This is a genomic window from Stenotrophomonas sp. KH_052, from assembly GCF_057838755.1.
Genome location: NZ_CM174475.1, coordinates 1,414,447 through 1,431,556, shown reverse-complemented (window position 1 = coordinate 1,431,556; position 17,110 = coordinate 1,414,447). Strand labels below are relative to the sequence as shown.

Annotated in this window: 13 protein-coding genes; 5 read left to right on the top strand and 8 right to left on the bottom strand. The window is 67.2% G+C overall.

Going from position 1 to position 17,110, the window contains the following annotated elements:
• Positions 1 to 19: 19 nt before the first annotated feature.
• From gltX to creB, 6 genes are all read right to left on the bottom strand, one after another.
• Positions 20 to 1,423, bottom strand: coding sequence for a glutamate--tRNA ligase (gene gltX / locus AC3ITW_RS06570; protein ID WP_004150410.1), 1,404 nt, complete (start codon positions 1,421 to 1,423; stop codon positions 20 to 22).
• A gap of 156 nt (positions 1,424 to 1,579) precedes the next feature.
• On the bottom strand, positions 1,580 to 3,163 hold the full coding sequence (locus AC3ITW_RS06565) for a M28 family metallopeptidase (RefSeq protein WP_032969335.1): 1,584 nt from the start codon (positions 3,161 to 3,163) through the stop codon (positions 1,580 to 1,582).
• 170 nt (positions 3,164 to 3,333) lie between these two features.
• Complete coding sequence (locus tag AC3ITW_RS06560) at positions 3,334 to 3,744, bottom strand: hypothetical protein (RefSeq protein ID WP_004150406.1); 411 nt, start codon at positions 3,742 to 3,744, stop codon at positions 3,334 to 3,336.
• Between the two features lie 10 nt (positions 3,745 to 3,754).
• A complete protein-coding gene (gene creD, locus AC3ITW_RS06555) occupies positions 3,755 to 5,074 on the bottom strand; it encodes a cell envelope integrity protein CreD (protein ID WP_489390164.1) in 1,320 nt (439 codons plus the stop codon).
• 81 nt (positions 5,075 to 5,155) lie between these two features.
• Positions 5,156 to 6,616: a two-component system sensor histidine kinase CreC gene (gene creC, locus AC3ITW_RS06550; RefSeq protein WP_489390163.1), complete on the bottom strand. Its 1,461-nt coding sequence runs from the start codon at positions 6,614 to 6,616 to the stop codon at positions 5,156 to 5,158.
• A gap of 3 nt (positions 6,617 to 6,619) precedes the next feature.
• Positions 6,620 to 7,348, bottom strand: coding sequence for a two-component system response regulator CreB (gene creB, locus AC3ITW_RS06545; protein ID WP_012510476.1), 729 nt, complete (start codon positions 7,346 to 7,348; stop codon positions 6,620 to 6,622).
• 35 nt (positions 7,349 to 7,383) lie between these two features.
• Between creB and AC3ITW_RS06540 the strand changes: the two genes are divergently transcribed.
• From AC3ITW_RS06540 to AC3ITW_RS06525, 4 genes are all read left to right on the top strand, one after another.
• Entirely contained in the window at positions 7,384 to 8,241 is an 858-nt protein-coding gene (locus AC3ITW_RS06540; RefSeq protein WP_004150342.1) for a 23S rRNA (adenine(2030)-N(6))-methyltransferase RlmJ, read from the top strand.
• A gap of 95 nt (positions 8,242 to 8,336) precedes the next feature.
• Positions 8,337 to 8,882, top strand: coding sequence for a GNAT family N-acetyltransferase (locus AC3ITW_RS06535; RefSeq protein WP_004150340.1), 546 nt, complete (start codon positions 8,337 to 8,339; stop codon positions 8,880 to 8,882).
• A 149-nt stretch (positions 8,883 to 9,031) separates the two neighbouring features.
• Positions 9,032 to 12,496, top strand: a complete 3,465-nt coding sequence (gene mfd, locus AC3ITW_RS06530) for a transcription-repair coupling factor (RefSeq protein ID WP_489390162.1) — start codon at positions 9,032 to 9,034, stop codon at positions 12,494 to 12,496.
• Between the two features lie 47 nt (positions 12,497 to 12,543).
• Positions 12,544 to 13,161: an HD-GYP domain-containing protein gene (locus AC3ITW_RS06525; RefSeq protein ID WP_489390161.1), complete on the top strand. Its 618-nt coding sequence runs from the start codon at positions 12,544 to 12,546 to the stop codon at positions 13,159 to 13,161.
• 92 nt (positions 13,162 to 13,253) lie between these two features.
• Here the strand turns inward: AC3ITW_RS06525 and AC3ITW_RS06520 are convergent, their stop codons facing one another.
• Positions 13,254 to 15,347: a M13 family metallopeptidase gene (locus AC3ITW_RS06520; protein WP_489390160.1), complete on the bottom strand. Its 2,094-nt coding sequence runs from the start codon at positions 15,345 to 15,347 to the stop codon at positions 13,254 to 13,256.
• Between the two features lie 160 nt (positions 15,348 to 15,507).
• Positions 15,508 to 16,257, bottom strand: a complete 750-nt coding sequence (gene gpmA, locus AC3ITW_RS06515; protein ID WP_004150217.1) for a 2,3-diphosphoglycerate-dependent phosphoglycerate mutase — start codon at positions 16,255 to 16,257, stop codon at positions 15,508 to 15,510.
• A 94-nt stretch (positions 16,258 to 16,351) separates the two neighbouring features.
• Here gpmA and nfi point away from each other — a divergent pair, with 94 nt between their 5' ends.
• Entirely contained in the window at positions 16,352 to 17,035 is a 684-nt protein-coding gene (gene nfi / locus AC3ITW_RS06510; protein WP_012510472.1) for a deoxyribonuclease V, read from the top strand.
• Positions 17,036 to 17,110 lie beyond the last annotated feature (75 nt).

The window sequence follows — 17,110 nt, the reverse complement described above, 5'->3', positions numbered from 1 at the left end:
CGGGCCTGGCAAGAATGCCTCAGACCGTTGCTACCTTGGTGATGGCCACATCAATGCGTTTCAAGGCCTGATCGCGTCCGGCCAGATACACAGTATGGGAAATGTCAGGACTGACCTGGGTGCCGGTGATGGCCACGCGCAGCGGCTGGGCAACCTTGCCCATGCCCATCTCCAGCGCGGCGGCGGTGTCGTGCAGGGCTACGCCCACCGCCTCGGCGGTCCACTCCGGCAGCGCCGCCAGCAGTTCGCGGGCCTTGCCCAGCGCCACTTCGGCACCGGCCTTGAAGTGCTTGGCCACCGCCGCTTCGTCGTACTCGGTCAGCGGCTGGTACCAGACCACGGCCTTCTCGGCCATTTCCTTCAGGGTCTGTACGCGTTCACGCAGGGCGATCACCACGTCCTCCGGGGCGGGGCCGGCGGCCACGTCCAGGCCCAGCTTCTGCAGCTGGTAGACCAGGTGCGGGACGATGGCGGCCACGTCCTCGGTCTTCAGGAAGTGCTGGTTGACCCAGCCCAGCTTGGCCATGTCCAGGCGCGAGGCCTTGGAATTGCAGTCCTTCACGTCGAACAGCTCGATCAGTTCCTCGCGGCTGAACAGCTCCTGGTCACCGTGCGACCAGCCCAGGCGGGCCAGGTAGCTCAGCAGCGCGTCGGGCAGGTAGCCGGCGTCCTTGTACTGCATCACGTCGGCCGCGCCGGTGCGCTTGGACAGCTTGGCGCCCTGCTCGTCCAGGATCATCGGCATATGGCCGAACTTCGGTACCGGCGCGCCGATGCCTTCGTACAGGTTGATCTGGCGCGGGGTGTTGTTGATGTGGTCATCACCGCGGATGACCTCGGTGATGCCCATGTCCCAGTCGTCCACCACCACCGCGAAGTTGTAGGTAGGGAAGCCGTCCGGGCGGAAGATGACCATGTCGTCCAGCTCGCTGTTGGCGATCTCGATGCGGCCCTTGATCAGGTCGTCGAACACCACGGTGCCTTGCAGCGGGTTCTTGAAGCGGATGACGCGGTTCGGGTCGTCCTTGCGCGGCAGGCCCAGCTCGCGCGCGGCGCCGTTGTAGCGCGGCTTTTCCTGCTTGGCCATGGCCGCCTCGCGCATCGCATCGAGCTCTTCGCGGGTCTCGTAGGCGTAGTAGGCCTTGCCGTCGGCCACCAGCTGCTCGGCCACTTCCAGGTAGCGGGCGACGCGGTCGGTCTGGTAGATCGGGCCTTCGTCATAGTCCAGGCCCAGCCACTCCATCGCCTCCAGGATGGCGTCGATCGCGCCCTGGGTGCTGCGTTCACGGTCGGTGTCCTCGATGCGCAGCACGAACTCGCCGCCACGGTGGCGGGCCTCCAGCCAGCAGTACAGCGCAGTGCGGGCACCACCGATGTGCAGGTAGCCGGTGGGACTGGGGGCGAAGCGGGTGCGGCAGGTCATGGACGGCTCGAGGAACGGGAATCCCCCGATTTTACCAGCCCGCCGCCGCCTACGGAAAAAGGGGACGGAGGGGATTAAGTCGCGATTGCCCAGCTCCTGGGCTGCGGCCGGGAAACGGAGGGGAGAAATGACTTAATCCCCTCCGTCCCCTTTTTGTCACGGCTGCGGTTCGGGCTTGCGTGGGAAGGACTGCTCGCGCGTCGCGGCGTTGTAGGCGAACGAGGCGACGATGGCCGCGGCCTGCTTCAGGTCTTCCGGTTCGGCATGGTCCCAGGTGTCCAGATGGCTGTGATGGACGTTGGTGAAGTAGTCCAGCCGGTCCTGGATGAACTGGAAGCCCGGCAGGCCGATGCGGTCGAAGCTGATGTGGTCGGTGCTGCCGGTGTTGCGGGTGGCCACGGTGGTGGCACCGACGTCATGGAACGGCGCCAGCCAGGCTTCGAAGATCGGCATCGCCGCCAGGTTTTCCTGCGCATAGATGCCACGGAAGCGGCCGGAGCCGTTGTCCATGTTGAAGTAGACCTGGAACTTGCCGTAGTCGCGGGTCTTCTGCAGTGCGCCGGTCGGCTCGCGCAGCGAGGCCGGCAGCGCCTTCTGCGCCGGATCGGTGGGTTCCGGGAACCGGCCGAAGTGCTTGGCCACATAAGCCTGCGAGCCGATCAGACCCTGTTCCTCACCGCTCCACAGCGCCACGCGGATGGTGCGCTTGGGCTTGGCGCCGGTGGCCTTGAGGATGCGCATCGCTTCCATCATCACCGCCACGCCGGCCGCGTTGTCGGCCGCACCGGTACCACTGTGCCAGGAATCCAAGTGCGCGCCGATCATCACCACTTCATCGGGCCTGCTGCTGCCACGGATCTCGGCCAGCGTGTTGTAACCAGGCTGGTCGGCCTCGTCGGTGAAGCGCGCGGCCACATCCACGCGCAGGCGCACGGTCTGCTTGGCCTCCAGCGCGCGCACCAGCGGATTGAAGTGTTCGCTGATCATCGCCAGCTCGGGGATGCCCACCGACTCACCGGCCTTTCGCGAGCCACCACCGGCAACGCGGATGATGCCGTTGTCCCAGCTGCTGATGCTGATCGAGGCCAGCGCGCCTTCTTCCACGAAGAACGCATTGACCTTGGTCGCCAGCTGCTGGCGCTCCTGGTACTCCTTGACCCGCTTCGCGCGCTCGGCGGTGGCGTCCTTGTCCTTGGGCAGGGTGAACTCCTGCAGGCCCTCCAGCGAGGTGGCGTCGTGGCGGTGCGAATCCGCCTCGGTGCCGCGCTTGTATTCGCGCGCCTCGCCCAGCAGCAGGATCTTGCCGCGCAGCTTGCCGCGGTACTTCTCGATGTCCTCGGGCTTCTTGATCTCGACCTGCACCAGCTCGCCTTCAACCGGGCCCTTGGTACCGGGGGTCCAGGCCTTGGGCAGCGCATGCAGCGGCTGCACGCGGTCACCGAGCATCTCTACGCTGGCCGAAGTGAACTCCCAGCCACGCCCGAAATCATCAAAGGCTTCGTCGTGGACGTTGTCCAGCTTCCATTCGTTGAACTTGCCACGGGTCCACGCATTGGCACGCCCCATCGCCGGCGAATTGGTCAGGCGCGGACCGATGCGTTCGGTGAGGTAGCTGAAGGTGTCCATCACCTGCGAACGATGGAAGGCCTCCTGGCGGATGCGGCTGACCATGTCCAGGTCCACCGTCTCGCGCTGCTGCGCGCCTGCATTGCCACCCATCGCCAGCGCTGCGGCCAGCATGCCCCACTTCAACACATCGCACCCCTGCCCTTCGGCTCGATCATCAACCCATCGAGTCTAGCCAGCAGGGGCGCGGCGATACCGTCCCATCGGTCATGGGCGGCATGGAAGCGTGCGAACCAAGGTTCGCACCCACGGGAGAGCGGTTGGTTCGCACCTGCCAAGCCACCTCACCCACTCCATCCCAGCCACAACTGCGCCCGTTCCGGCAGCAGCAGCAACCAGTGCCGCCGGTCGATGCTGCTGCAGCCATACACCGCTGCATGTGCGGGCCAGTCACCTGGCAGGCCACCGATGCCGATCTCGGCCAGCGCCTGCGCCCCGGCCTTCCATGGCCGGTAGCGCGGCACCCTGCCAGCCAGCGCGCCGCGTCCCTGCCGCGCGCCCTGCAGCCAGGCCAGTCCCTGGCCCTGCAATCCCTCACAGGTCACCGCTGCCAGCTGGAAGCGGACCAGGCCAGGGGCGATCCGTGCCCCCGGCAGGGCCGCCAGCACGCCATGTGCCTGCAGCAGCGCGTCCACTTCCAGCAGGGCAGGAATGCCCTGCCGTGCCCGTTGCCGCAATCCCTGGCGCCAGCTCATGGCCTGCTCCTTACTTCAGGTCCGCGCCAAGCGCGTACCAGTCGACCCGGCGGGTCACCCACATCGCCAGCGCCAGGATCACGAACAGCAGCAGCGAGCCCATCAGCAGCGCGTTGTTTTCCGATACCAGCAGGCCATACAGCGCGCCATACAACACGGTCAGCAGCGCGGCGAAGCCCAGGCCGCGCTTCCAGTGACCCAGCACGTTGGCCAGGTACACCGCCTGCAGGCCGATACAGGCCACCGCCGATACCAGGTACGCCTTCCAGAACGCGATGTGCTCGGACAGACTTATCAGCAGCAGGAAGAAGATCGCCAGTGCGAGGCCGACCATCAGGTACTGCAGCGGATGGATGCGCAGCGACTTGATCAGCTCGAACAGGATGAAGCCGACGAAGGTCAGCACCACGAACAGCACGCCGTACTTCGAAGCACGATCGGCCTGGGTGTAGGCATCGACCGGATCGACCAGCGACACCGTCACCGCCTGCGAATCGATCGCACCGTCGCTGCGCAGCTGCCGCTGGGCATCGGAGGCCAGCGAGGACACCGCCCAGCGTGCATCGAAGCCCTGCGCATCGACACGACGCTCGTTGGGCAGGAAGGCACCGCTGAACGACGGGTGCGGCCAGCTGGAGCGCAATGCGATCTTGGTGTCATCACCCACCGGCACCACCGACAGCATGCGGCTGCCGTCCAGGCGCAGCTCCAGTTCAACCGCACTGCCGACCAGGGTGCCGCCCTGATCCGAGGCGAAACCGGCCACCGGTGCATGCAGGCCACGACCGACCTCGCTGGCCGCACCCACGCCCGGCAACAGGCGCAGCTGCTTGCCATCCACGCGCAGGTTCGGGGTGCCAACCAGGCCACGCACATCGGAAATGCCCAGCGCCACGTACGGCTGGCCGTAGCTACGGCCGGCCTTTACCGGATAGTCGTCAGCGGCAAAGGTGGCCTTCAACTGGCCGTTCCAGCTGTACACCGGCACCTTGAACAGGCCCACCTCGCGCTGGCTCGGCAGCATCTCGCCACCGACATCCAGCGACGCCGGCATCTGCAGCCAATGGCCCTCGGTGACCTGCACTTCGGTCTTCTTGACGCCCAGCGAGTCGACCAGTTCAACTTCCTTGCGTTCCACCCACGGCACCACACGCACCGGCCCCACCAGGCGCTGCACGCCGGCGCGGCTGTCAGCCACCCGTGCAAAGGCCTCATCGCGGTACTGGCTGCGCTCGTTGATGACCCCGCGGATCATCATCAGCGGGATCAGCAGCAGCAGGATCAGCCCGCCGACAATGGCGAACCGCAGCAGCATCTTCAGGGATTTCATGGTCCATCCTCGTTGGAGAGGACTGCAGGATGAACCGCTGCGGTGAGCAGGGTTTGTGGCGAATTTGAAGCGAGTGTGAAGTCAGCGCCGCGGGCGCTGGCCCGGCACGACCAGAGGCAACCACAGGCTGGCCACGGTGCCGCCGCCCTCGCGGTCGTCAACGCTGGCGCGACCGTCATGCAGGCGCGCAACCTCCTGCACGAACGGCAGCCCCAGGCCGGAGCTGCGCCGGCCGCTGCCGGGGCGGGCCAGTGAATAGAAGCGTTCGAATATGCGTTCGCGCGCATAGTCGGGAATGCCGGCACCGCGGTCGGCCACCTGCAGGCGAACGCCCTGGCCGTCCAGATCTGCGTGCAGCGCGATGTCCGCGCCCGCCGGTGAGAAGGCGATCGCATTGTCGATCAGGTTGTGCAGTGCCTGCCGCAGCAGATAGGTGTCGCCCTGCACACGCAGGTCGGGCACGCTGCCGATGCGGACCTGCACCCCGGCCGCCTGTGCGCGCACCTGCGCCGCCGCAGAAGCATCGGCCAGCAGCACCGGCACGGCGATCGGGTCGCGGGTCTGCAGCCAGCCGTGCTGCTCTACCTCGGCCAGCGCCAGCAGCTTGTCGATGGTCTCGGTCAGGCGCTCCTGCTGGTCGACGATGCTGCGTGCGAAGTGCACGCGGTCGGCCTCGGGCAGCGGCTCCTGCAGCAGCTCGGCGGCACCACGGATCGCTGCCAGCGGGCTCTTCATCTCGTGGGTCAGTGACTGCACGTACTGCTCGACGTAGGCCTTGCCTTCCAGCTTGCGGCGCATGGTTTCCAAGGCCTGGCCGAGATCACCGATCTCGTCGCGGCGGCGGCGTGGCGGTGGCACCGGTTCGCCGGCGGTGACCGCGCGCGCATAGCGGCTGAGCTGGCCAAGGCCAGTGGTCAGCCACATCGTCACCAGCACACCGACCAGCGCCGACAGCCCGATCAGCCACGCACCACGCTCGATGATGGCGCGCTGGCTGGCGGCGATGAACGGATCGATGCTGCGATTGGGCTGGGCCAGGCTGAGCACGCCGATCAGGGTTCGGCCATCCACCGGGTCGTATACCGGTGCCGCCACGTGCATCACCGTATCGCCCTCTTCACCGGCAATCTCGGGACTGGAACGGGCGCCGTACTCGCCACGCAGGGTGCGGTAGACATCGTTCCAGCGCGAATTGTCACGGCCCAGGTCACGGCCCAGTGAGTCGTAGATGACGATGCCCTTGGCATCGGTGATGGTCACCCGGTAGTCGAGCGAGCGCTTCGGGAAGCGCCAGACCATCGCCTTCAGGTCGCGCTGCCGCGCCTTGGCCAGATTGCGGGTGAAGCTGCCACTGCGGATGGTGCCGTCCTTGACGTCGGCGGCAGCCATCTCGGCCAGCACGTTGGCCGCGTCGACCAGGGTCGATTCCATCGCCTGGCGCACACCCGGCTTCACTTCGTTGACGAACACGCGCATCACGAAGAACGCGGCGATGCCGGTGATCAGGAAGAAGCCGAGGAACAGCTTCAGCACCAGGCGCATCGGCTAGACCTCCAGCGCGTAGCCGAGGCCACGGTGGGTACGGATCGGATCGTCGCTGGCACCGGCCGCACGCAGCTTGGCGCGCAGCGTCTTGACGTGGGTATCGACGGTGCGGTCGGCACTGTCGGCACTGCTGTCCCAGCCCCGGTCCATCAGCTGGGCGCGGCTGAGGATGGCGCCAGGACGCTGCAGCAGCGCCTCCAACAGCGCATATTCGTAGCGGGTCAGGTCCAATGCCTGGCCACGGAAACGGATACGCCGGCCCTCGCGGTCGATGGCGAAGGTGCCCAGCTCCTGCCAGCCACCTTCGGTGCTGGCTGTGGCCGATACCGCCGGCAGCGCACGGCGCAGCCGCGCACGCACCCGCGCCACCAGCTCGCGCGGCGAGAACGGCTTGGTCATGTAGTCATCGGCACCCAGCTCCAGGCCGAGCACGCGATCCACCTCGTCGTTGCGGGCGGTCAGGAAGATCACCGGCAGCTGCGCCTCTGGGCCCGGCAAGGCGCGCAGCCGGCGGCAGACCTCGAAGCCGCCGAGGTCGGGCAGGCCGACATCCAGCACCACCACGTCGATGCCGCCGGCCTGCAGCCGCAGCAGAGCCTCACCGCCCAGCAGGCAATGGCTGGCGGCATAGCCTTCGCTGCGCAGCGCATAGAGCACGGTTTCGGCAATGGCGGCTTCGTCCTCGACCAGCAGGACATGGGCAACGGGAGCTGTCATGGCGCGCAGCATAGCCGCTGCGGCCGCCGCCCCGTACACTGCCGCCCATGAACTATCGCCACGCCTTCCATGCCGGCAACCACGCCGATGTGCTCAAGCACATCGTGCAGCTGGCCCTGATCGACAGCTTCAAGCGCAAGGACAGCCCGTTCTTCGTGCTCGACACCCACGGCGGTGCCGGCCGCTACCTGCTGGCCAGCGAAGAGAGCCGCAAGACCCTGGAGGCCGAGTCCGGGATCATGCGGCTGATGGCCCAGCCCAAGCTGCCGGAGGTGGTCGAGCGCTACCTGAAGGCGGTACAGGCCGGCAACCCGGTCGGCGCGATGACCAACTATCCGGGCTCGCCGCTGCTCAGCGCGCAGGCGATGCGCGCACAGGACCGCATGGCGGTCTGTGAGCTGCAGGAAGCCGAAACGGCCACGCTGAAAGCGCTGTTCGCCCATGACAGCCGGGTCGGCGTGCATCCCGGCGACGGTTACGCGCTGCTGCGCTCGCTGCTGCCGCCGAAGTTCAACGGCAGCAAGATCGGCCGCGGCCTGGTGCTGATCGATCCGCCCTACGAAGCCCAGGATGCCGAATACCAGGCGGTCCTGGCCGCCCTGGCCGAGACCCTGGCGCGCTGGCCGCAGGCCACCTGTGCGGTCTGGTTCCCGATCAAGCAGCGCCGCACCATCCTGCATTTCCTGCGCAAGGCCAGCGCGCTGCCGGTGAAATCGGCGATGACGATCGAATTCCTGGTGCGCCCGGACGACTCGCCGCTGCGCCTCAACGGCAGTGGCATGTTGCTGCTCAACCCACCCTGGCAGTTCGACCGGGTGGTCGGCCCGGCCCTGCCGGCGCTGCGCCAGCACCTGGGCGAGCCCGGCGCCAGCACCCGCCTGGATTGGCTCAAAGCACCCGAATAACGGCCTTCACGAGGCTGTACCGCCGTGAGCCTTTCGTTCACGGAATGCAGCCCCGGTGATGCCACAATCGATGGACCACCAAGGAATCACCCGGTATGGCCACTCGCAACCGCATGCCGCCCTGGCATGAGATCTTCAAGGCTCCCAGCGGCCACGAGCTGCTGATCCGCCCCATCCGCCCGGAAGATGGCGCGCCGCTGCAAGCAGCGTTCAGCCTGTTCGGGCCGGAAGAAATCCGTGATCGTTTCCTGCAGGCGGTGACCGAGCTTTCGCCGGAAACCACCCAGCGCCTGACCCACCCGAATCCGAAGACCGAGATCACCCTGGTCGCTGCCGAATCCCTGCCCGCCGGTGAGGCGGTAGTCGGCGCGGTCGCCCGGGCCTCGATCATCCCCGGTACCCGTGAAGCCGAGTACGCGATCCTGATCAGCCGCTTCCTGATCGGCCAGGGCCTGGGCCGGCAGCTGATGCGCAAGCTGGTGAAATGGGGCCGTGGCAAGTACCTGGACCGCCTGTACGGCGACGTTGCCGCCGAGAACGAGCCAATGAAGCAGCTGGCCGCCTCGCTGGGCTTCAAGCCGGTCCCGCACCCGACCGGTGCCGAGGGCCTGGTGCGGATGGTGCTGGAACTGGACAACTGATGGATGCGCCGGGCATCGCCCGGCGCGTCATTCCTGTAGTGCCGGCCGCTGGCCGGCATTGCGTTCCCCCAACGGCACATGAGGCTGCCGGCCAACGGCCGGCATGACCCACCGGGCTTCGATCGGGCTTCTGCTAAAATCCGGGGTCCATGTCGCGTACCTCATACCCCGCCCCGCCGCTGCCGCGCGCCGGCCAGCTCCGCGCCTGGTGGCGCGCTCCCGCATCGCCGACCGCCCTGGCCTGGTATCTGGCCCAGGCCGCGCGTGCGCACGACGCCCCGCTGCTGGTGATCGCCCGTGACAACCACGGCGCCAACCAGCTCGAAGCCGACCTGCACACCCTGCTCGGCGGCGACCCTGCCCTGCCAGTGGTTGCCTTCCCGGACTGGGAAACCCTGCCCTACGACCGCTTCAGCCCGCATCCGGACATCATCTCGCAGCGCCTGTCCGCCCTGCACCGCCTGCCCGAGCTGAAACGCGGTCTGGTGATCGTGCCGGTGCAGACCCTGCTGCAGCAGCTGGCCCCGCGCAGCTATGTGATCGGTGGCAGCTTCGACCTGAAGGTTGGCCAGCGCCTGGACCTGGAAGCCGAGAAGCGCCGCCTGGAAAGCGCCGGCTACCGCAACGTGCCGCAGGTGATGGACCCGGGCGACTTCGCGGTGCGCGGCGGCCTGCTCGACGTGTACCCGATGGGTGCCGAGGAGCCGCTGCGGGTGGAGCTGCTGGACGAGGACATCGACTCGATCCGTGCCTTCGATCCGGAAAGCCAGCGCTCGCTGGACAAGGTCGAGGCGGTGCACATGCTGCCGGGCCGCGAAGTGCCGATGGACGAAGCCAGCATCGCCCGCGTGCTGGCCACGCTGCGCGAGCGCTTCGATGTCGATACCCGGCGCAGTTCGCTGTACCAGGACCTGAAATCCGGGCTGGCCCCGGCCGGCGTCGAGTATTACCTGCCGCTGTTCTTCGAACGCACCGCCACCCTGTTCGACTATCTGCCCGAAGGCAGCCTGCCGGTGGTCTGCGTGGGCGCTGGCGAAGCAGCAGAAACGTTCTGGGCGCAGACCGCCGAGCGATACGAGCAGCGCCGCCACGACGTCGAACGGCCGCTGCTGCCGCCGTCGGCGCTGTACCTGTCGCCGGAACTGCTGCGCGAACGCCTCAACGATGCACCACGCATCGAGGTCTGGGCCGCCGATCACGCACGCATTGCCGACGCGCACGCGCTGGGCGACCAGCCGCTGCCGCCGCTGCCGGTGGCCGCACGCGAAGCACCGGCCGGCGATGCGCTGAAGTCCTTCCTCGGCCACTACCCGGGCCGCGTGCTGATCGCCGCCGATTCACCCGGCCGCCGCGAGGCATTGCTGGAAGTGCTGCAGGCCGCCGAGCTGAAGCCACCAGTGGTGGCCGACCTGCCCAGCTTCCTCGCCGACGATGCGCGCTTCGCGATCGCAGTGGCGCCGCTGGAAGATGGCTTCGCGCTGGACGATCCGCGCATCGCGGTGCTGACCGAGCGCCAGCTGTTCCCCGAGCGCGCCGGCAGCACCCGCCGCACGCGCCGTGCCGGCCGTGAGCCGGAAGCGATCATCCGCGACCTCGGTGAACTGACCGAGGGTGCGCCGATCGTGCACGAGGACCATGGCGTCGGCCGCTACCGTGGCCTGATCGCGATGGACGTCGGCGGCATGCCCGGCGAGTTCCTCGAAATCGAATACGCCAAGGGCGACCGCCTGTATGTACCGGTCGCCCAGCTGCACCTGATCAGCCGCTACTCCGGTGCTTCGGCGGAAACCGCGCCGCTGCATTCGCTCGGCGGCGAACAGTGGAGCAAGGCCAAGCGCAAGGCCGCCGAGAAGGTGCGCGACGTCGCCGCCGAGCTGCTGGAGATCCAGGCCCGCCGCCAGGCGCGTGCCGGCCTGGCGCTGCAGGTGGACCGCGCGATGTACGAGCCGTTCGCCGCCGGGTTCCCGTTCGAGGAAACCCCGGACCAGCTGGCCGCGATCGACGCCACCCTGCGCGACCTGGCCAGCAGCCAGCCGATGGACCGCGTGGTCTGCGGCGACGTCGGCTTCGGCAAGACCGAGGTCGCCGTGCGCGCCGCGTTCGCCGCCGCCAGTGCCGGCAAGCAGGTGGCCGTACTGGTGCCGACCACGCTGCTGGCCGAGCAGCATTACCGCAACTTCCGCGACCGCTTCGCCGATTACCCGATGAAGGTCGAGGTGCTGTCGCGCTTCAAGAGCACCAAGGAAATCAAGGCGGAGCTGGAGAAGGTTGCCGCCGGCACCATCGACGTCATTGTCGGCACCCATCGCCTGCTGCAGCCGGACGTGAAGTTCAAGGACCTGGGCATGGTCATCGTCGACGAGGAGCAGCGTTTCGGTGTGCGCCAGAAGGAAGCCTTGAAGGCGCTGCGCGCCAACGTGCACCTGCTGACCCTGACCGCTACGCCGATCCCGCGCACGCTCAACATGGCCATGGCCGGCCTGCGCGACCTGTCGATCATCGCCACGCCGCCGCCGAACCGGCTGGCGGTGCAGACCTTCATCACCCAGTGGGACAACGCGCTGCTGCGCGAAGCCTTCCAGCGCGAGCTGGCACGCGGTGGCCAGCTGTACTTCCTGCACAACGACGTGGAAAGCATCGGCCGCATGCAGCGCGAGCTGTCCGAGCTGGTGCCGGAGGCGCGCATCGGCATCGCCCACGGGCAGATGCCGGAGCGCGAGCTGGAAAAGGTGATGCTGGATTTCCAGAAGCAGCGCTTCAACGTGCTGCTGTCGACCACGATCATCGAATCGGGCATCGACATCCCCAACGCCAACACCATCATCATCAACCGCGCCGATCGCTTCGGCCTGGCCCAGCTGCACCAGCTGCGTGGCCGCGTCGGTCGTTCGCACCACCGTGCCTACGCCTACCTGGTCGCCCCCGACCGTCGTTCGATCACCCCGGATGCGGAAAAGCGCCTGGAAGCAATCGCGTCGATGGACGAGCTGGGCGCCGGCTTCACCCTGGCCACGCACGATCTGGAAATCCGCGGCGCCGGTGAACTGCTGGGCGAAGACCAGAGCGGGCAGATGGCCGAGGTCGGCTTCAGCCTCTACACCGAGCTGCTGGAACGCGCGGTTCGCAGCATCAAGCAGGGCAAGCTGCCCGACCTGGATGCCGGCGAGGAAGTGCGCGGTGCCGAGGTCGAGCTGCACGTGCCGGCACTGATTCCGGAAGACTACCTGCCGGACGTGCACACCCGCCTGACCCTGTACAAGCGCATTTCCAGCGCGCGCGACAGCGATGCATTGCGCGAGCTGCAGGTGGAGATGATCGACCGCTTCGGCCTGCTGCCGGATGCGGCCAAGCACCTGTTCGCCATCGCCGAGCTGAAGCTGAAAGCCAATACGCTCGGCATCCGCAAGCTGGACCTTGGCGAGAACGGTGGCCGCATCGTGTTCGAGTCCAAGCCGAACATCGACCCGATGGCGGTGATCCAGCTGATCCAGAAACAACCGAACCTGTACGCCATGGAAGGGCCCGACAAGCTGCGCATCAAGCACCCGCTGCCGTTGCCGGAAGACCGCTTCAATGCGGTCCGCGCCCTTCTGACCACCCTCGCCCCGGGTTGATCGCCCCCCCCGAACACCCCGCACCGGTCCCCACCCGGTGCGGGTGGATGACCATGTTCCCTGACGCCGTACCCGCCCCCGACCTGCTGCACGCGCAGGCCTGCCTGATCGATGCCCTTTCGATGTCGCTGCAGATGCGCGACGCCTACACCCGCTACCACTGCGACCGCGTCGGCCTGCTCGCACAGCGCCTGGCCGCACACTGCGATCTCGACGATGAAGCCTGCGCGCAGATCGGACTGGCCGCCCGTTTCCACGACATCGGCAAGATCGGCATTCCCGACGATGTGCTGCTGGCTCCGCGCCGGCATACCGATGAGGAGCGCGCGATCATGCGCGAGCATCCGGTGCGTGGCGAGCACATTTTCATGGCCACCGGCCGCAGCGATGCCGTACCGGTGGCACGGCTGATCCGCACCCATCACGAGGCCTTCGATGGCAGTGGCTATCCCGACGGCCTGCGCGGCGAAGACATTCCACTCGGTGCACGCATCGTCACCATCGCCGATGCCTACGACGCGATGACCAGCGTGCGCCCCTACCGCACCGCGATGGAGCACGAAAAGGTGCTGCGGATCATCGACGAGCAATCCGGCGGCCTGATCGATCCCTACGTGCTGCAGCGCTTCCATCGCATGCTGGCGCAGGAACCGGCGCTGGCCTGAGATCCGCCGGGCATGGCCCGGCGCTACCGATCGGACAAAAAAAAGGCCCGGCTTTCGCCGGGCCTTTCGCTTCACGCATCACCTGCGATCGGTTACCAGATCACCACGCGCTTGTCGTCGGCACGCACCATCGCGTCGCCGGCCTTGCACTGGAACGCGGCGGCATACGACGGCATGTTCGACGGCGCGCCGTTGGCACGGAAGTTGGCCGGGGCATGCGGGTCGGTGTTCAGGCGCACACGCAGCTCACCATCGGTGAAGTTGCGGCGCCACACGGTGGCCCAGTTCATGAAGAAGCGCTGGTCCTGGCTGTGGCCGTCGACTTCCACGTTCGCCTTCGGGTCTTCCTTCAGCGCCATCTGCAGCGCGTCGTAGGCCACGGTCAGGCCACCGAGGTCACCGATGTTTTCGCCCAGGGTCAGCTTGCCCTTGACGAACACGCCCGGCACCGACTCGTAGCCATCGAACTGCGCGACCAGCTGGTCGGTACGCTCGGTGAAGGCCTTGCGGTCGGCGTCGGTCCACCAGTTGTCGAAGTTGCCGTTGGCGGCGAACTGGCTGCCCGAGTCATCGTAGCCGTGCATCATTTCGTGGCCGATGACCGCACCGATGCCGCCGTAGTTCAGCGCCGGATCGGCCTTGGCGTCGAAGAACGGCGCCTGCAGGATCGCCGCCGGGAACACGATCTCGTTCTTGGTGGCGTTGTAGTACGCGTTGACGGTCTGCGGGGTCATGCCCCACTCGGACTTGTCCACCGGCTTGCCGATCTTGTCCAGCATGTAGCGGTAGTTGAACGCACGTGCCGCCTGCATGTTGCCCAGGTAGCTGTCAGCGTTGGTCTGCAGGCCCGTCCACTCGCGCCACTTGTCCGGGTAGCCGATCTTCGGGGTGAAGCTGGCCCACTTCTCCAGCGCCTTCTTCCTGGTCTCTTCGCCCATCCACGGCAGCTGCTCCAGGCGCGCCTTCAGCGCCACCGAGAGGTTCTCCACCAGGTGCTGCATGGCCACCTTGGACTCAGCTGGGAACACGGCGTCGACGTACAGCTGGCCCAGGGCTTCACCCATGCCGCCGTTGACCGACTCCAGTACGCGCTTCCAGCGCGGCTGCATTTCCTGCTGGCCGCGCAGGGTCTTGCCGAAGAACTCGAAGTTGGCCTTCTCGAACTGGCTGCTCAGGTACGGCGAGGCATCGTCGATGGTGTGGAAGCGCAGGTAGGCCTGCCACGTGGCAGCCGGCACGTCGGCCAGCATCTTGTCCATTTCACCGAAGAAGCCCGGCTGTGCCAGCGAGAACTTCTGCGCGGCCGGCACCTTCAGGGTGTCGAACAGCGCGGTCCAGCTGAAGTTCGGGGTCAGCTTGTCGGCGTCGGCGGCGCTGAGCGGGTTGTAGCGCTTGGCCGGGTCGCGCATTTCGATGCGCGACATCGAGGCCTTGGCCAGGCGCGTTTCGAAGGCCATCACGGCCTTGGCCTGCTCGGCAGCCTGCCCCGCGTCCACGCCGGACAGCGTCAGCACCTGCGCGATGTAGGCCACGTAGGCGTCGCGGATCTTGGCCTGCGCATCGTCGAAGTAGTAACCCTTCTCCGGCAGGCCCAGGCCGCCCTGGCCGACGTAGGCGATGACGTTGGCCGAATCCTTGTAATCGGCATTTGCGAACAGCGAGAACAGCACGCCCTTGCCCTCGGCCTGGCTGTCGCGCAGGTACTGGGTGATGGCGGCGGTGTCGTTCAGCGCGGTGATCTTGTCCAGCTGCGGCTGCAGCGGAGCGAGGCCAGCGGCTTCGATCTTGGCTTCGTCGTTGCCGGTCTTCCAGATGTCACCGATCTTGGCTTCCACCGAGCCGGCCTTGGCCTGGCTGGCGGCGGCCTGCTGCACCAGTGCGTGCTGCACTTCCAGCGAGCGCTCGCGCAGGATCTCGAAGCTGCCCCAGGTGGTCTGGTCGCCCGGCACCGGGTTGGCCTTCAGCCACTTGCTGTTGACGAAGCCATTGAGGTCGGTACAGGCCGAAATGGCCGGATCGAGGTCGGCGCCGTTGAGGCTGATCAGCGCGGTCTTGATCTGCGACTGGTCGAAGGCCGGCTTGGCGTCGGCGTTGGCGGCCGGTGCGGTTTCATTCTTGCCACAGGCGGCCAGCGAGGCAGCGATGGCGATGGTCAGGCCCAACGGGGCCAGGTTGCGGAAGTTCATGAGGCTCTCCTGCGGGTAATTTCACAGGGTAGCCGGGCAGGCCCGCGGCGGGGACCGCCAAAGGTCACAGGGGGAACGCCCGTGGTCGCAATCGGGTAGGTGCGGACCGTTGGTCCGCACACACCCAGCAGAGGAATACCCACCAACGGTGGGTATCTACTTATTTCGCCTTGCCCTGGTTGGCCACGGCTTCGGCGGCCTTGCGCGCCGCTTCCGGGTCGCCCAGGTAGCGGAACGACTTCACCGTCAGGTCGTCGTTCAACTCGAACAGCAGCGGAATGCCGGTCGGGATGTTCAGCTCGAGGATTTCCTCGCGCGAGACGTTGTTGAGGTACTTGTAGAGTGCGCGCAGCGAATTGCCATGGGCGGTGACCAGCACGGTCTTGCCGTCCTTCAGCTGCGGCGCGATGGCGTCGTGCCAGTACGGCAGCACGCGGTCCAGCGTGGTGGCCAGCGATTCGGTGCCCGGCAGCGCGTTGCGGTCCAGGCCAGCGTAGCGGCGGTCATGGATCGGGTGGCCCGGATCTTCCAGGTCCATGGCCGGCGGCGGGATGTCGTACGAACGACGCCACACCTTGACCTGGTCCTCGCCATGCTTGGCAGCGGTCTCGGCCTTGTCCAGGCCCTGCAGGCCGCCGTAATGGCGTTCGTTGAGGCGCCAGGACTTGTTCACCGGCAGCCAGTCCTGCTCCAGCTCGGCCAGCGCACCCTGCAGGGTGTGGATGGCGCGCTTCAGCACGGAGGTGTGGGCGACGTCGAACTGCAGGCCTTCCTCGCGCATCAGGCGACCGGCGGCAGCCGCTTCCCGGCGCCCCTGCTCGGTCAGGTCGACATCGACCCAGCCGGTGAAGCGGTTGTCCAGGTTCCACTGGCTCTGGCCATGGCGCAACAGTACGAGTTTACGGGTCACTGCAGGGTCTCCAACGCGAGGAAAGGCAGGCCGCCATTGTAGCCCCGGGCGCCGCTCACCGCGCCGTGGCCCCACACATGCGATGCTGCAACCAATGAATACGGTGATCGACCCCGGACGCTGGGAAGGCAGCGTCGCCGCGGCCCGCGAGCAGCAGATCCAGCTGGCCGGTCGCGTGGAACGCCAGGACCGGCTGCCACGCACGGTGCGCTGGCTGGCCGGGCTGGATGTCGGCTTCGAGGATGACGGCGCCACCACCCGTGCCGCTGCGGTACTTCTGGATGCGAAGACGCTGCTGCCTGTAACGCAGGAAATCGCGCGCATCCCTACTGTGATGCCCTACATCCCCGGCCTGCTCAGCTTCCGCGAGTTGCCGGCGCTGCTGGCCGCATTGGCGCTGCTGCCGCGCGCACCGGACCTGGTGTTCGTCGACGGCCACGGCATCAGCCATCCGCGGCGGCTCGGCATCGCCGCGCACCTGGGCGTGGTCACCGATCTGCCAAGCATCGGCGTGGCCAAATCGAAACTGGTCGGCCGCTTCGTCGAGCCGGGTGCCGAGGCCGGTTCGCATACACCGCTGCTGGACGGTGACGAGCAGCTCGGCTGGGTGCTGCGCAGTAAGGTGAAATGCAAGCCGCTGTTCGTGGCCGGTGGCCATCGGGTCAGCGCCGATACTGCGCTGCACTGGGTGCAGCGCACGTTGCGCGGATATCGGCTGCCGGAGCCGACCCGGCTGGCGGATCGGCTGGCCTCGCGGCGGGGTAGAGTCGACTGTTAGTCGACTGCTCTTCGGCAAGGTCGCGAAAATGCCCGCACTGCGCGCGATAGTCGACTAACAATCGACTCTACCAGG

Coding starts and splice junctions, on each gene's coding strand:
- gltX (WP_004150410.1), bottom strand. CDS start 1,423: ATGACCTGCCGCACCCGCTTCGCCCCCAGTCCCACCGGCTACCTGCAC.
- AC3ITW_RS06565 (WP_032969335.1), bottom strand. CDS start 3,163: ATGCTGGCCGCAGCGCTGGCGATGGGTGGCAATGCAGGCGCGCAGCAG.
- AC3ITW_RS06560 (WP_004150406.1), bottom strand. CDS start 3,744: ATGAGCTGGCGCCAGGGATTGCGGCAACGGGCACGGCAGGGCATTCCT.
- creD (WP_489390164.1), bottom strand. CDS start 5,074: ATGAAATCCCTGAAGATGCTGCTGCGGTTCGCCATTGTCGGCGGGCTG.
- creC (WP_489390163.1), bottom strand. CDS start 6,616: ATGCGCCTGGTGCTGAAGCTGTTCCTCGGCTTCTTCCTGATCACCGGC.
- creB (WP_012510476.1), bottom strand. CDS start 7,348: ATGCTGCGCGCCATGACAGCTCCCGTTGCCCATGTCCTGCTGGTCGAG.
- AC3ITW_RS06540 (WP_004150342.1), top strand. CDS start 7,384: ATGAACTATCGCCACGCCTTCCATGCCGGCAACCACGCCGATGTGCTC.
- AC3ITW_RS06535 (WP_004150340.1), top strand. CDS start 8,337: ATGGCCACTCGCAACCGCATGCCGCCCTGGCATGAGATCTTCAAGGCT.
- mfd (WP_489390162.1), top strand. CDS start 9,032: ATGTCGCGTACCTCATACCCCGCCCCGCCGCTGCCGCGCGCCGGCCAG.
- AC3ITW_RS06525 (WP_489390161.1), top strand. CDS start 12,544: ATGACCATGTTCCCTGACGCCGTACCCGCCCCCGACCTGCTGCACGCG.
- AC3ITW_RS06520 (WP_489390160.1), bottom strand. CDS start 15,347: ATGAACTTCCGCAACCTGGCCCCGTTGGGCCTGACCATCGCCATCGCT.
- nfi (WP_012510472.1), top strand. CDS start 16,352: ATGAATACGGTGATCGACCCCGGACGCTGGGAAGGCAGCGTCGCCGCG.